General features: G+C 39.9%; 11 protein-coding genes. 10 read left to right on the top strand and 1 reads right to left on the bottom strand.

Features of this window, described 5'->3' with window-relative positions; all coding sequences use genetic code 11:
• The first annotated feature begins 76 nt into the window (after positions 1-76).
• A complete protein-coding gene (locus H6G74_RS27270) occupies positions 77-775 on the top strand; it encodes a Ycf66 family protein (protein WP_190970625.1) in 699 nt (232 codons plus the stop codon).
• 237 nt (positions 776-1,012) lie between these two features.
• On the opposite strand, the gene H6G74_RS27265 is transcribed toward H6G74_RS27270, so the two are convergent.
• Positions 1,013-1,432 carry a hypothetical protein gene (locus H6G74_RS27265; protein ID WP_190970624.1) on the bottom strand — a complete coding sequence of 140 codons (420 nt, stop codon included), beginning with the start codon at positions 1,430-1,432 and terminating at the stop codon, positions 1,013-1,015.
• A 937-nt stretch (positions 1,433-2,369) separates the two neighbouring features.
• On the opposite strand from H6G74_RS27265, the gene H6G74_RS27260 reads away from it, so the two are divergent.
• The 9 genes from H6G74_RS27260 (at position 2,370) to H6G74_RS27220 (ending at position 14,820) form a co-directional block, all read left to right on the top strand.
• Positions 2,370-3,740: a S8 family peptidase gene (locus H6G74_RS27260; protein ID WP_190970623.1), complete on the top strand. Its 1,371-nt coding sequence runs from the start codon at positions 2,370-2,372 to the stop codon at positions 3,738-3,740.
• A gap of 146 nt (positions 3,741-3,886) precedes the next feature.
• Complete coding sequence (locus H6G74_RS27255) at positions 3,887-4,126, top strand: ketohydroxyglutarate aldolase (protein ID WP_190970622.1); 240 nt, start codon at positions 3,887-3,889, stop codon at positions 4,124-4,126.
• A 75-nt stretch (positions 4,127-4,201) separates the two neighbouring features.
• Positions 4,202-4,654, top strand: a complete 453-nt coding sequence (locus tag H6G74_RS27250) for a trypco2 family protein (RefSeq protein WP_190970621.1) — start codon at positions 4,202-4,204, stop codon at positions 4,652-4,654.
• Between the two features lie 19 nt (positions 4,655-4,673).
• Positions 4,674-6,356, top strand: coding sequence for an SIR2 family protein (locus H6G74_RS27245; protein ID WP_190970620.1), 1,683 nt, complete (start codon positions 4,674-4,676; stop codon positions 6,354-6,356).
• Between the two features lie 4 nt (positions 6,357-6,360).
• Positions 6,361-9,513: an NACHT and WD repeat domain-containing protein gene (locus tag H6G74_RS27240; RefSeq protein WP_190970619.1), complete on the top strand. Its 3,153-nt coding sequence runs from the start codon at positions 6,361-6,363 to the stop codon at positions 9,511-9,513.
• Positions 9,514-9,527: 14 nt separating this feature from the next.
• The gene (locus tag H6G74_RS27235) at positions 9,528-9,827 is read left to right on the top strand and encodes a hypothetical protein (protein ID WP_190970618.1); all 300 of its coding nucleotides are present in this window, start codon (positions 9,528-9,530) and stop codon (positions 9,825-9,827) included.
• A gap of 26 nt (positions 9,828-9,853) precedes the next feature.
• The gene (grrM, locus tag H6G74_RS27230; protein ID WP_190970617.1) at positions 9,854-10,999 is read left to right on the top strand and encodes a cyclophane-forming radical SAM/SPASM peptide maturase GrrM/OscB; all 1,146 of its coding nucleotides are present in this window, start codon (positions 9,854-9,856) and stop codon (positions 10,997-10,999) included.
• Between the two features lie 266 nt (positions 11,000-11,265).
• Entirely contained in the window at positions 11,266-14,148 is a 2,883-nt protein-coding gene (ileS, locus tag H6G74_RS27225; RefSeq protein ID WP_190970616.1) for an isoleucine--tRNA ligase, read from the top strand.
• 66 nt (positions 14,149-14,214) lie between these two features.
• Positions 14,215-14,820, top strand: a complete 606-nt coding sequence (locus tag H6G74_RS27220) for a Uma2 family endonuclease (RefSeq protein WP_190970615.1) — start codon at positions 14,215-14,217, stop codon at positions 14,818-14,820.
• Positions 14,821-15,104: the final 284 nt, after the last annotated feature.

Below are 15,104 nucleotides of genomic sequence, written 5' to 3'. Positions count from 1 at the left end.
TTTCCTTAAATTAAGATAAATTTTCCCGTATCCAGTCCCTAATACCTGATAACAAATAGTTAAGGAGTAACCAAAAATGCTGGCATACGTCCTAGCTTTGGTGGTCGGTATTGGTAGTTTATTACTCTACATATCGGCGTTCTTTTTTCCCGAAATCCATCGCAAGAATGATTTTATTTGGAGTGGCATTGGGCTGTTTTACGCTTTAGTATTATGGGTGTTTGCCCCCCACATTAGCGGCGGATTATTACTAGGCCATGTGGCGAGTGTGGCTCTTTTGGTGTGGTTTGGTTGGCAAACTTTATCACTGCGTCGCCAAGTCACACCACAGTTACAACAAACGCCTGTACCCAGTTCGGAAGCCGTGAAAACTTCTCTGCAAGAACAGGTGACAAAGGTATCTCTTCAAGAACGCCTTGGCAAATTACAACAAAGTTTGAGTAGCACTTTTAGCGGTGTGAAAGACAAAGTACAACCACCTGTCAGTAAAAATGTACCAGCAGAGAAACCTGCTGTGGAGATTATTGACAAAACTACACCCATTCCCGAACCTGTTATTGAAGAAGTACCTGAGACTACAGATGCTGCACCTGTAACTGAAGCTGTTCCAGAAGTCATTCCACCCCATCCCCCATCCCCGGAATTAGTGGAAGCCGCCCAAGCACATCCTGAAGCGGAAAATAAAGAACCAATCCCCGTAGAAGAAATTGCGCCTGATGCGGTGCTTGCTCCCCCTGCGGAAGCGCCACCGGAACAAATACCGCCGAATAGCTAAATTCGTTAAATTTTGTAAAACCCAGCTTGATTTTATGATCATGTTGGGTTTTGCTGTGATCTAAAGTTGCTAGTGGCGATCGCTCGATTTAGACAAACTAGGTAGTTGAAGAAGAATTCAGAAGTCAAAATCAAGGAATGGGGTATCGTATATTCATTAATATTTCTCTTCGTAAATTCACCGCAACTACCAGGGAAGTATCAGATCATCAATAACCAAACATTCGATGCAATCACCCTAACGATAGAACACAATTATTCCTATAACGCGGATAAAAATAGGGTCATCACTATTTGAATCTGTGAGACGTACTGAACAGACTAAGTTGTTACCCCGCAGACCAATAGCAACAGAGAATTGCCCTAAAGGTCTTTCTGTTAGGTTTTGAAAGTTAGATGTTGTAAATGCTCCCATGAGATATGGTATGGAAGTAAAAAAACCTGTCCCAGAAGGAACATTAACCACAACCGATTTTTCCAGCCAGCGACCTGGGGTATTGCTGTTTTCTCGAAAATCAAAAGTGTACGATGCAGTGCTGACAATTGATGTTACATCTGCGCTGGCTGCAATCCCATCGGCACTAACTTTTTCTACACCCTCTGGGAGACGAAAACTTTCTAATTCTGGCACTTGTAAGGAAGTTTCATTCAATAACATAATCGCTTCTCCTTAGATGAAAAATTGGATCATCTGCATAAATTAAGCTTGGCTACCACTAACAACTTCAGTTGATTAACTGGAAGTTGATCCAAGGCTATTTGGATATAAACCATTATGATAATTTTGAAAGTTTCATCCTCTAACCAAAGGTTGATACAACTATTCTTGTGGAATAGCATGATAATTTTGATTATTGGTAAATCTCAATATGATATCTGCAAGAGATAAATCAACCCTAATTAATGAAAAACGTCGATAAATGTGTATTTATTTAGCTAGTTATTAATTTATTGCTTCTCTTAAAGATTATTTTACTTTCATCTCACAAAGCTGGTTTTTCTTGACTATAAAAATAAAAGACAATTTCATTTTTCATTTGATTCAATTTGTTTATCAAAAATTCTCTACCTTAAGTCAGAGGTGCAACTTTTATTAATCTATGAAAATTTAAAGTTATTAGTTAAAACAATTTTGTCTTTAATGTTGAGTAAGCTACACGGGAGCCAATTCACTATTTTTTTAATTAGTGAATGATTCTGATATCGGTTTTTATTAATTGTGACTAATTAATTTTAGTCTTTTTCTAGTCTATAAGCTTACTCAATTTTCTGGGAAAATATTGTCAGACTAAAGCGATTTCCAAGAATATTTTCATAACTTTTCAAACTTTGTTAGAGAATGTGTGAAAAGTATTCAATATTTCTCCTGAAGAGAGCTATCAAATCTTAAATACAACACCGGAAATTTTTCAGACATTCTCTTAATAGACATTGCAACTCAATGGTATTGAGTTCAAACTGCTCTATTTTGTGAGTGTAAGTCTGTTTGCTGTTGCTTAACAATGCAGATTTACCTTACAAGACTCAGTAGTTGAGACAATACTTTTTCCTTTGTAGCCAAAGAAGTCACTAGATAAGTAAAAGAGAAGAAAACTATGATGAACCCTATCTCGTCAATTAATGGGTCAGAGACAACAGGAAGATACTTAGTATTATTGCGAGAAAATGAACTTGATTCAGGAATCCGCACCCTACGAGACCATACTGGAAACAGGAGAGTTGCTAGAGCAGCTGACTTTGAAACCAACGCTATTAGCGCAGAGCAATTAGAGCAAACAGATACAACAGTATTTGATAATTTGGGTGTTGCTGTTTGTACTCTTGACCCAGAACAGTTGCAGTCACTCCATGCAGCGAGTGATGAAACTAGCCCAATTGCTGTCATAGAAAAGGAAAGAGTTGTCTATGCTTTAAACGGGCAAAGAGTAGGTATTGTAGAGCAACTAGCACCCAGTCCTACTAGCAATTTGGGAGTAGAATATCTCAGAGGTTATCGGGATGCTGTTGATAGGCTTGTAGATCACCTCGTACCGACTAATGGTGTTCAACAGATGTTACCCTCGCCTGGTATCCAGGTAATTGACGAAACAATGGCAACATGGGGGCTGCAAATTACCAAAGTAGTAAATTCTAAATATAGTGGACGTGGAATTAAAGTTGCGGTTCTGGACACTGGTTTGGACTTGACTCACCCTGATTTTGCTAGTAGGAGAATTTTTAGCAAATCTTTCATAGCAAACCAAGAAGTGCAAGATAGATACGGTCATGGAACCCACTGTATTGGCACAGCTTGTGGCCCTCTTTCTCCTCCTATTCTGCCGCGTTATGGCATTGGTTACGAAACAGAAATTTTTGTAGGCAAAGTGTTAAGCAATCAGGGTCGTGGGACAGATAGCGAAATTTTAGCAGGCATTGAGTGGGCGATCGCCAATCGCTGCCAAATTATCTCGATGTCCCTGGGAGCGCGTGTATCAGTTGGACAGCCGCACTCAGGGTTGTTTGAGGTTGTGGCTGATCGTGTGCTGCGGAATGGGACGTTAATTATCGCTGCGGCTGGTAACGAGAGTCGTCGTGATTTAGGCATAGTTGAGCCAGTTGGACACCCAGCGAATTGTCCCTCAATTATGGCTGTAGGTGCGATCGCTTCCCAACTTCAAGTAGCTTGGTTTTCCAATGGTGGGCTGAATCCAAACGGTGGACAGGTCGATATTGTCGCTCCTGGCGCTGAACCAGGAACACCAGGGGGTTCGAGAGTTGATGTTTATTCCAGCTATTTGATGCCCACAAGGTACAGAAGATTAGCCGGTACAAGTATGGCCACACCCCATGTTGCTGGCATAGCTGCTCTTTATGCTGAAGCTACAGGAGCTACAGGCCGGGTTTTGTGGAACCGACTAACTCAAAATGCTCTCAGATTGGCTCTACCTTCTGTAGATGTTGGTGCTGGACTGGTTCAAGCTCCATAAAAGATTTGTTTTCTTCTCATCTTTAAACTGTGCTTCAACCATCCTCAGACTATCACTTGGGATGGTTGAGTACCCATTTTAGTAATGTAAACTCCATTTACAAGCATTGCAGATTTTACTCCAGAAAGCGGCAGGAAATTGTTGATATGCCAAAGGTTAATTTATCAATTGCACTTGATGAAAAATACAGAGATCAAATTCATGAAGTAGCCCAAAAATTGCAGACTGCTGGCATGAATGTTGAGCAAATACTGGGCAATCTGGGAATTATCACTGGCTCATGTGACTCTGAAAAACTCGAATCTCTTTCTCAAGTTGAAGGAGTTACCCATGTTGAACCATCACGAAAATATAAATTAGCACCACCGGAATCTGATATCCAATAATATCTTGAAAACTATATTTGTAAATGAAATTTACCTACTAATACAAAAGTAAATTTATCACATTGAGAAATTAACATGCTTAACAAAATTAGCTTAAATGAATTTATCGCGCAAGTAAAAAAAGACTTGCTACCTACAGAAGATTTACCTATTTTCTTCTTAGAAAAAGCTGAGTTAGAAATTAATGTAGCTGTTGCACAAGAAGATTCATCAGAAGACCAATGGCAAGGGAAAGCTGGCTTAAATATTAGTGTATTGGGGGTAAATTTTCTTAACTTAGGTGAATTACAAGCTGGTGAAAAAGCATCTCATAATCTAAAACGACAAGATATTCATACTATCAAAGTTACTCTCTTACCAATTTTTACGAGAGAGGAAATTAAGACAGATTTAAATGATGAAGAAATAAGAAAAATTAAATGGGGAGTTAAGAGAAGGATAATGCGTGGAGAACCGGAAGAAAATAGCTCTAATTTCAGAGATAATGAACCAGACCAGACTATTAAAAATAAAATAATGCGTGGATAAGATTTAGGATAATACGTAAATGGTTAAGAAGAAGATACTGATTTTGGCAGCCAGCCCAGAAGATAAACAGAGGTTACGGGCAGATAAGGAATTTAATAAAATCAAAGATGTCTTAGAACTTTCTGAAAATCGGGAAAAATTTGAAATTAAGTTTAGACCAGCAGTTAAACGTCATGAATTAATTCATATTCTAGACATTGAAAAACCAGATATTGTACATTTCTCTGGTCATGGAAAAGAGACGGGCTTAGTTTTTGAGGGTGATGAGGGAAAGTCTGAGGTAGTTCTTGCAAATGCCTTGGCACATCTATTTGAGCAATTTAGTAATGATATTGAGTGTGTTGTTTTAAATGCTTGTTATTCCGAATCTGAAGCCCAGAAAATCCATGAACACATCCGTTATGTGATTGGGATAAAAAATCAGATTTCTGATACAGCAGCAATTCAATTTGCTGTCAGTTTTTATGATGCTATATTTTTAGGGCATAACTATCAAGTTGCCTGTCAACGCAGTCGTGTGCAACTTGAGATAGTACAGGAAATACCACCGGACAATTTAATCGTCTTTTTAGAAAAGTCCCAAACTAATTTAACTGTTACCCGACTCCCTGAAAATCCTCCAACACCTCGCCATTACTCAAATATTATTAATGCCTTAAAAAGCGGGCGATTGGTTCCATTTATTGGGCCAGGATTTAACTTGATTGACGGAAAATTAACAAATCACAGACTCAGTGAAATAGAACTAGCAGCTCACTTAGCCGAGAATTTAGAAATAACCTCTCCCTATGAATCTTTAGTAGGATCGCCTTGCCCAGTCTGTCTTGTGAGTGCAGAAGATTTACCCGCTGATTGTCCTGTCAAGAAAGCTCTGGTAAAAGGTACAACTACAGCTTGTCCAATTGCTAACGAACAAGCTCTTGCCCTTGCTAAGATGAATCTTCAGTGCCTTGCTCAATATAGCCAACTCATACACGGCATCGAGAATCTGTATAAAAGTTTGTACGAGCTTTTAAGGGGGAAATACAGTCCTACTCAGTTTTATAGTTTCTGGGCTGAACTACCTCAAAAAATGCAAGAAAAGCAATATCCTTTGCCTTACCAACTACTTGTAACCACAAATTACGATGATATGTTGGAACGAGCTTTTAGAGCAGCTAATCAACCGTTTGATTTAGTCTTCTATGTGGCAGAAGGCGAAGAAGCGCGTGGTCGGTTTAAATATAAGCCGTATGAAAAGCAAGCGATTCCTATTGACCATCCGAATAAATGGGAAGTGATTAATAAAGCAAAAAATCACCCTGTAATTCTCAAACTTTATGGTGCATTGATTGAAGAAGAGGGTAGTTTTGTGATTACTGAAGATCACCACATTAATTATTTAGCCTACCGAGAGATTGGACAATTACTGCCCAAAGATATTTTGGAAATTTTATGGGAAAGTCACAATATTTTGTTTATGGGCTTTAACCCCAGCGATCCAGATTTGCACGTCATCATCAATCGGATCTGGGGAGAACGGGTAGTTGGGCAACAATCTTGGATGATTCATGAATCGAAGTCAGGGGAACTAGATAAAGCCTTCTGGAGTAGGCGAGTGGTAGACCTGATTGAGAGTCGTTTAGACGATTACTTTACTGAGTTAGTCAATGGGATAGAAAACTTGCGACCCAAAAAGTCTATGTATGAAATTTGGGGTTAATTCTATGGCTGAAATGCCTTACCTGGGTTTAAATCCATTTTCAGAAAAAGATGCACCATTCTTTTTTGGCAGGGATGAGCAAACAAGAGCGATCGCCAGAAATTTGCGAGTTTCGCGCTTGACGGTTCTGCTAGGGGAAAGTGGCGTAGGTAAGAGTTCGATTCTGCAAGCTGGTGTTGTTCCTCAGCTTCACCAAGAAGCCGAACAAAACCGACAAGAGTATGATGGTAAGCCTCAGTGGGCTATTGTTGTGTTCAATGCTTGGCATAGCAATAATCCACTGATGCTGCTAGTCAACGAAATTCGCAATTCTGTCGCCACAGCTCTAAAAATCAACCCAACTAGTTTGAAAGATGAGCCAACAATTACTGAAAGTCTGCAAACTTGGTCAGAAATGTTGAGCGGCAAACCAGAAAAAGTCCAAATTTTCATTATTCTCGACCAATTTGAGGAATACTTTCAGTATCATTCACAAGAGTCTGGAGAAAAAACCTTCGCGGATGAGTTTCCTCGATGGGTGAATCGTCCTAGCTTGTGGGTCAATTTTCTCATTGCTATGCGTCAAGATGCGCTGGCTAAACTCAATCGCTTCCAGGGGCGAATTATCAATATATTTGATAATCAGCTAATACTCCAGCGCCTTGACCGAGCTTCAGCACGAGAGGCAATTGTCAAGCCAATTGGGCAATACAACTTGCAAGAGATGATTACAAGCTACTTTTGGAAGTGCCGACTAACGCTGCTTTCCACACCCAGCATCGAAAAAAGTCACATCCTTAAATATGCTATACCCCATCGCTTGCAGCAAATTGCCCAGCAAAATCTACACAATCAGGGCGTACCTCAAAAAATAACCACTGTTATTTTTAATTCCTGGCGGGGTAATCCAGTCGTGAATTTAAAACAGCAGGTATATAACGAAATTAGAACACTCTTTCCTAACGTCGAAGTTCCTCAAAATGGGGGGTCATTGGCTCAAGGTTTACAAGATTGGGCAGAGTATATCGGTGGTAAAGAAGATAAAGGTAAATTTTTTATCATCCTCGACCAATTTGAAGAGTTTTTTGAGTATCAACAGCCGGAGATGGGAAAAACCAGCTTTCTCGCGGAATTTGCCCGTGCGGTCAATAGTCCGCAAGTACCTGTGCATTTTTTGATTGTTATCCGTGATGAAGCATTAACTTTGCTCAAATATTTTGAACAGCGTATTCCTGGCATTTTTGACAACCACTTGCGGATTAAACAACTAGAAGAAGATTCTGAGATTGCTGATTTAGTCAACCCGATTGAGGAACCGAAAGCAGAAACAAGCGAGGCGATCGCGATCGAACCTGAACTAGTTGAACAAGTCTTAAATCAGATTTACGTCGGTATGATTTCTCTCATCGAAACTGATCAACGAAGAAATAGTATCCCTTCTAATCCCCAAGAAAATATTGAAATTGAAACTCCCTTTCTAGAGCTAGTCATGGAGCGACTCTGGAAAGAAGAAATCGGAAAAAAAAATTCACGTTGCTTACGTTTAGAGACACTAAATCAATTCAGCATTCCAGATAAGAACATCACTGGAGCGCAAGGTATAGCCGAAGAGCATTTACGCAAACAGATGAATCTTCTGTCAGAACGAGAACGAGATGCTATGGCCACTGCCTTTAAATACTTAGTGAGTGGAGGAGGGACAAAGATTGCTTATCCTGTCCTTGATCTACAAGAAAGTACAGGGCTTAACAAAAGTGAACTCACATCTGTGCTAGACAAACTCGACAAACAACGTATCTTACGTACAGTCAAAGCCCCTCATAATTCAGCTATGAAACTCTATGAAATTTTCCACGACATCCTAGCTGTACCAATTTTAAATTGGCGTACCCAATACTTGCAGGAGAAAAGACTTAAACAAGCAGAAGACATAGGCAAGCAGAAAGCAGAGAAAATTAAACAGAAGGGACTTTTAATAGGGGCATTATCTGGAACAGTAGTTTTTATTGTTTCTCTGGCTTTATTATGGGGCATAGGTAAACAGAAATATATATTGCAGACACAAGTAGCTGAGATGGAAGCGGCTAAGGATGTTTTTATTTCCAAACCTTCTGAATCTTCTGGACAAATTGTGGGATTAATTAAGGCAATAAAAGCAGGAGACGAGTTATCAAAAAACTTGAACAATCCCTTGCTCACTTGGCTTCCTGATTTTAGAAAGTCAAAAAATAAAGGAATCGCTTCTCTACAGTATATTCTCAATAACATCCAAGAGAAAAATCATCTTCGTCTTCCCTCCAAATCTCAAAGTGAAATCGTTAGCTTTAGTATTAGCCCTGATAATAAATTTTTAGCTACTGGTTATACCGACGGCAGTGTTCACCTGTGGAGACTGACAGGCAAAAAACTGAAAACAATAAAAGTTCCTGGAGGTTTTGTGTGGAGCCTTGGTTTTAGTTATGATAACCAGCTTTTGGCTACTGGGTCTGATGATGGCAAAGTCAGGCTGTGGAAGCTAAAAGGCGAAGTCAAAGAACCGACAAAAACAATATCAGTTTCATATCCCCCTGCCTCTATCATAAGCCTCAGTTTCAAACCTGATAACCAACTCTTAGTTACTAGTTCAGCAAACGGCCGAGTCCATAAATTGATAATAAAAGACGGGAAAAAAATATTATTCGATGAAGATAAAAATAATCCTGTCTATAGCCTTAGTTTTAACCGTAATGGACAACACCTAGCATCTGGCTATCAAGACGGTAAGGTTTGCCTGTGGGATCTACCAAACCCAAAAATTTGTAATCCTCCCAAACAACTTCAGAAAGGGGATACCGTTTGGAGTCTTCGCTTTAGCCGAGATGGACAGCGTTTAGCTACTGGCTATCAAGACGGTACTGTCAGGCTAATTAGTCTACAGGGTAAAAAACTGCAACAATTCCCGAAAGCTCCTCCAGCCGTCAAAGTTCAAGTCTTGAGCATCAGTTTTACTCCAGATGACAAGGTTATGATTACTGGTGACAAAGATGGCATGATTCGGTTTTGGAACCTTGAGAATAAAAAACCACAAACCGAACAGGACTTAAATACATTGTTAACAAATGGTTGTCAGTGGCTCCAGGAATATCTAACAACCCATCCTGATGACAAAAATAATCCATCATTCTGTCAACATAAATAGGAAGTTGTGACTATATGAAAACAAAACACGATGAATGTAAGGTATTACAACTTTTCACAGCAACAGTTGTTGCTACGGTTATTAGTTCTGCTTTATCCAATTTTGCTTTAGTCAATGCTGTAACTGTTTCAGAGTCAACTATAGAAGAGAGATTAGCGAAGGTTAGGGAACATATAAAGCAAACAGGGGAAACATTAAATCACACATCTGAAACTCTATTATCACAAACAGATAATCATGATGCTCCAGCAAAAAATTCTCGTTGCAAGCTAAATAGTCAATTGTCTCAGTGGGGCAAGTGGGCTAAAGTGTAAATTTTAATGAATTAGTGACGAAATCCATGCAAAAAAATAAAATTGGATCAGTCGAACTTGTTGTCATTCAACCTACTCCTTTCTGTAATTTAGATTGTGATTACTGCTATCTACCCAATCGGCAATCTCAAGCTCAGATGTCTCTTGATTTGATTGAGCCAATATTTAAAAATTTGTTTGCAAGCCAATTAATTGAGCAAGAGTTTACCGTTGTTTGGCACGCAGGCGAACCTTTATCTATCCCCATTTCTTTTTATAATGCTGCTTTTCAAACTATTAATCAACTCAATCAAGATTGCAACCAAAATCGCTGCACAATACATCAAGCTATTCAAACTAATGGCACACTCATTAATCAAGCTTGGTGTGATTTGTTTAAAAGCTCTCAAGTTCAGATTGGTATTAGCCTGGATGGGCTAGATTTTATTCATGATGCTCATCGCAAGACGAGGAAAGGTTTGGGTACTCACGCCAGTACGATGAGAGGAATATCGTTACTCAAAGCAAATAATATTGACTTTCATGTAATTACTGTGCTGACTCAAGACTCTTTAGATTATCCAGAAGAAATGTTCAATTTATTCATGGAACATGATATTAGAAATATAGGATTTAATATTGATGAAAAAATTGGCTGTCATCATTCATCATCTTTTAAAGGTTTAGATATAGAAAAACGTTATTATTATTTCATAAAGCATTTTTACGAATTAATAAAAAATGAAAATTGGTATTTAAAAATTAGAGAGTTTGAGGGAATTAGAAATAAGATTTGCTACGGAATAACTAATGAAATAAAGGGACAGTTTACACCTTTCACAATTATCAGCATAGACTATGAAGGTAATTTCTCTACATTCTCGCCAGAACTTTTATCTATGAAAGATGTTCTTTATGGCGATTTCATTTTTGGTAATGTGAAAGATGACAGGTTTGAATCAGTTTGTGCAACAGATAAATTCCAGATAATTAATCAAGCTATTCAAAACGGAGTAGATTTGTGTCAGCATACCTGCCCATATTTTTCTGTCTGTGGAGGTGGTTCTCCTGCTAATAAATATTTTGAAAATGGGTTGTTTAATTCGACTGAAACTATGTATTGCAGATATACAACTAAGATTTTAACAGATATTATTCTGGGTGATATTGAAACTACTCTGGGACTTAACTAACCTGAAATTTCCCGGTGAAGGTGAGCAGGTAGCAGAATTGGAACATTGTCTGATGTTTTAACTACTTTGCGATCACTATACATCCAAAATTTATCGCTGTTCAATAGCTGGCATATCTAAAATTTTAATTTCGGAGAGTTACAGAAGAAGCCTAAAGTGCTAATAATTACCAAAGTCTCTGCGGGTGAGCAAAACAAGTAATTTGAGACTTCCTGCCATCTTCTATAATTGATAAAACCTGCACATATATTCTTAGGCATGAAGCTGTGACGGAAACTGGAAGTTACAAAGACACTGTAAATCTACCTAAAACTAATTTTGAGATGCGGGCTAACGCCATCAAGCGTGAACCTGAAATCCAAAAGTTTTGGGCAGACAATCAAATTTTTGAACGCCTGTCGCAAGAAAATCCAGGCGAATTATTTATACTGCATGATGGCCCTCCCTACGCAAATGGCTCTCTGCATATTGGTCATGCCTTAAATAAAATTCTCAAAGATATTATTAATCGCTACCAGTTGTTACAAGGGCGGAAGGTTCGTTATGTGCCTGGTTGGGACTGTCATGGCTTACCAATTGAACTGAAGGTTTTGCAAAATCTCAAGTCGGCAGAACGGCAGAGTTTAACGCCTTTGCAACTGCGGCAAAAAGCGAAGGAATTTGCTTTAGCAACGGTAGATGACCAACGTAAAAGTTTCAAACGCTACGGTGTTTGGGGTGACTGGGACAACCCATATCTGACGCTGAAGCCGGAATACGAAGCGGCGCAAATTGGTGTATTCGGTCAGATGGTGTTGAAAGGATACATCTATCGTGGGTTGAAGCCGGTTCATTGGAGTCCGAGTTCTAAAACTGCGTTGGCTGAGGCGGAATTGGAATATCCAGAAGGTCATACTTCGCGGAGTATTTATGCGGCGTTCCCTGTGACGGGTTTGGCTGAGGCGGTTAAGTCTGTTTTGGGTGAGTATTTGCCAGAGTTGGGTGTGGCTGTTTGGACTACTACTCCTTGGACAATTCCCGGTAACTTGGCTGTGGCGGTGAATGGGGATTTGAATTACGCGCTGGTGGAAGTTTCGCGCAAAGGCGCAGAGGCGCAGAGAGGATTTAAGTATCTGATTGTGGCGGCGGATTTGGTGGAACGGTTAGCGGCGACTATCTCGGCTGAGTTGACGGTGAAGGCAACTTTTAAGGGTAAGGAGTTAGAACATACTACTTACCGTCATCCTTTATATGACCGGGAAAGTCCTGTGGTGGTGGGTGGTGACTATATCACTACTGAGTCGGGTACTGGGTTGGTACATACTGCCCCTGGTCATGGTCAAGAAGACTACATTGTGGGTCAACGTTATGGCTTGCCCATCCTTGCGCCAGTGGATGATAACGGCAACTTTACCGAGGAAGCGGGACAGTTTGCTGGTTTGAATGTGTTGGGTGAGGGAAATCAGGCGGTTATTGATGCGCTGACGGCGGCGGGTTCGCTGTTGAAGGAGGAACCTTATCAACATAAGTATCCTTATGACTGGCGGACGAAAAAACCAACGATTTTCCGGGCGACGGAACAGTGGTTTGCTTCGGTGCAAGGTTTTAGGGATGAAGCATTAAAGGCGATCGCATCGGTAAAATGGATACCAGCCCAAGGTGAAAATCGTATCACGCCAATGGTGGCGGAACGTTCTGATTGGTGTATCTCTCGTCAGCGTTCTTGGGGTGTGCCAATTCCGGTATTCTATGATGAGGAAACCAACGAACCTCTGTTAAATGAGGAAACTATCAACCACGTTCAAGCCATCATCGCTGAGAAAGGTTCTGATGCTTGGTGGGAATTGTCGGTAGAGGAATTATTACCAGAATCTTATCGCAACAATGGCAAGTCTTACCGCAGAGGTACAGACACAATGGATGTGTGGTTTGATTCTGGTTCATCTTGGGCGGCTGTACTTAAGCAACGTCAAGAGTTACGCTACCCCGCCGATATATATTTGGAAGGTTCCGACCAACATCGCGGTTGGTTTCAGTCGAGTTTGCTGACTAGTGTAGCTGTGAATGGCATCGCACCTTATAAAACTGTTTTAACTCACGGCTTTGCTTTGGATGAACAAGGTCGGAAAATGAGTAAATCAGAAGGAAATGTGGTTGATCCCAATGCCATCATTGAAGGCGGGAAAAATCAAAAATCAGACCCAGCTTATGGTGCAGATGTATTGCGATTGTGGGTATCTTCGGTAGACTACTCCGGTGATGTCCGCATTGGGAAAAATATCATCAAGCAGCTTAACGATGTGCGCGGTAAGATTCGCAATACGGCACGGTTCTTGTTAGGTAGCTTGCATGATTTTGACCCCGAAAAAGATGCTGTATCTTTTGACGAATTACCACAGTTAGATAAATATATGCTGCACCGCATCCGTGAGGTGTTCCAGGAAGTAACGGAAGCGTTTGAAAGTTTCCAATTCTTCCGGTTCTTCCAAACTGTGCAGAATTTCTGCGTGGTGGATTTATCTAACTTCTATTTAGATGTAGCGAAAGATAGACTGTATATCAGTGCGCCGAACTCTTTCCGCCGTCGCAGTTGTCAGACAGTGATACACATTGCTTTAGAGAATTTAGCACGAGCGATCGCACCTGTACTATGCCATACCGCCGAAGATATCTGGCAATATCTACCTTATAAAACACCCTACAAATCAGTTTTTGAAGCTGGTTGGGTACAGTTAGAAGATAAATGGCACAACCCCGAATTAGCAGAGTTTTGGCAACAACTCCGGCAAATTCGTACTGATGTGAACAAGGTATTAGAGCAAGCTAGGGTAGAAAAGTTAATCGGTTCTTCTCTAGAGTCGAAAATCTTGCTTTACGTGAAAGATGAGCAATTACGCTCCTCAGTAAATACTTTGAATCCTGAAGTTGGTAACGGTATCGATGAACTCCGTTATTTGTTCCTTTCTTCGCAGGTAGAAATGTTAGATTCTGCCGACAAACTGCAAGATGTGAAATACAACTCGCAGTCTGATAACTGGGGAATTGGGGTAGTGAATGCAGATGGTGAAAAATGCGATCGCTGCTGGAACTACTCAACTCATGTGGGAGAATCACAAGAGCATCCCCTGTTATGTGAAAGATGCGTTCCTGCCTTAGCTGGCGAGTTTTAGAACAGGTTTAACATAAATGTAGGGACGTTTTATTCAACGTCTCTACGTCAAAATTCAGATGGGATTATGAACACGCAATCACCTGTAGCCACAGACTTCTTAGGAATGGTGCTGAAAATGCAACCAAACATCATCGTGAGTGACGAGCAACTTTTTGATTTCTGTCAAGTAAACCGTGATTTTCGCATTGAACGTAATCACTTTGGAGAATTATTGATTATGCCACCCACAGGCTCCGAAACAGATGAACGCAATTTTAATTTAATTGTCCAGTTAGGTATTTGGACAAAGCAAGATGGTACGGGTGTAGGTTTTGGTTCTAGCGGTGGTTTTACCTTACTTAACGGTGCAGTGCGTTCTCCTGATGCAGCCTGGATAAAAAAAGCCAGATGGGAAACAATACCTTTAGAACAAAGAAAGAGGTTTGCGCCTATTTGTCCTGAATTTGTAGTGGAATTGCGCTCAGAGACAGATAATTTGAAAACATTACAAGAAAAAATGGCAGAGTATATAGCTAATGGTACAAAATTAGGTTGGTTAATAGATAGAAAACAACAGAAAGTATTTATTTATCGTCCTGAACAAGCAGTAGAAGAATTAGATAATCCTTTGACATTAAGCGGTGAAAATATATTACCAGGATTTGTTTTAGATTTAAGTCAAATTTGGTAAACGGATAATATTATAAAGAAACTTAATAAATCTTTTATTCATTATTTTAATACCTGCAAATAAATAACTTCTCATTGCATAATAGTTTAACTGTCAGCGTTGATTGACGCTGCTGGAACTACTCAAGCTATATGGCAATACAGTTCAGTTAAGGCAACAACTTAGACTGATGTAGCGACTGTCTTAAAAGTCAAGCGATCGGGAGCAAAAAATGAAGCAGAGGAAGTAAAGAAAAAAGAAACAAGAGAAAAAAACATACATTCCAAAGTGAGCCAGTCATGCTG

The sequence above is a fragment of the Nostoc spongiaeforme FACHB-130 genome (assembly GCF_014698475.1).
Taxonomy (GTDB): Bacteria; Cyanobacteriota; Cyanobacteriia; order Cyanobacteriales; family Nostocaceae; genus Nostoc_B; species Nostoc_B spongiaeforme.
Note: the sequence above shows the minus strand (reverse complement) of the source record. Positions and strands in the feature narration are given on the sequence as shown.

Bases quoted from the DNA above. Each gene is read 5' to 3' on its own strand.
- H6G74_RS27220 (WP_190970615.1), top strand. From the start codon at position 14,215: ATGAACACGCAATCACCTGTAGCCACAGACTTCTTAGGAATGGTGCTG.
- grrM (WP_190970617.1), top strand. From the start codon at position 9,854: ATGCAAAAAAATAAAATTGGATCAGTCGAACTTGTTGTCATTCAACCT.
- H6G74_RS27270 (WP_190970625.1), top strand. From the start codon at position 77: ATGCTGGCATACGTCCTAGCTTTGGTGGTCGGTATTGGTAGTTTATTA.
- H6G74_RS27235 (WP_190970618.1), top strand. From the start codon at position 9,528: ATGAAAACAAAACACGATGAATGTAAGGTATTACAACTTTTCACAGCA.
- H6G74_RS27250 (WP_190970621.1), top strand. From the start codon at position 4,202: ATGCTTAACAAAATTAGCTTAAATGAATTTATCGCGCAAGTAAAAAAA.
- H6G74_RS27265 (WP_190970624.1), bottom strand. From the start codon at position 1,432: ATGTTATTGAATGAAACTTCCTTACAAGTGCCAGAATTAGAAAGTTTT.
- H6G74_RS27240 (WP_190970619.1), top strand. From the start codon at position 6,361: ATGGCTGAAATGCCTTACCTGGGTTTAAATCCATTTTCAGAAAAAGAT.
- H6G74_RS27255 (WP_190970622.1), top strand. From the start codon at position 3,887: ATGCCAAAGGTTAATTTATCAATTGCACTTGATGAAAAATACAGAGAT.
- H6G74_RS27245 (WP_190970620.1), top strand. From the start codon at position 4,674: ATGGTTAAGAAGAAGATACTGATTTTGGCAGCCAGCCCAGAAGATAAA.
- H6G74_RS27260 (WP_190970623.1), top strand. From the start codon at position 2,370: ATGATGAACCCTATCTCGTCAATTAATGGGTCAGAGACAACAGGAAGA.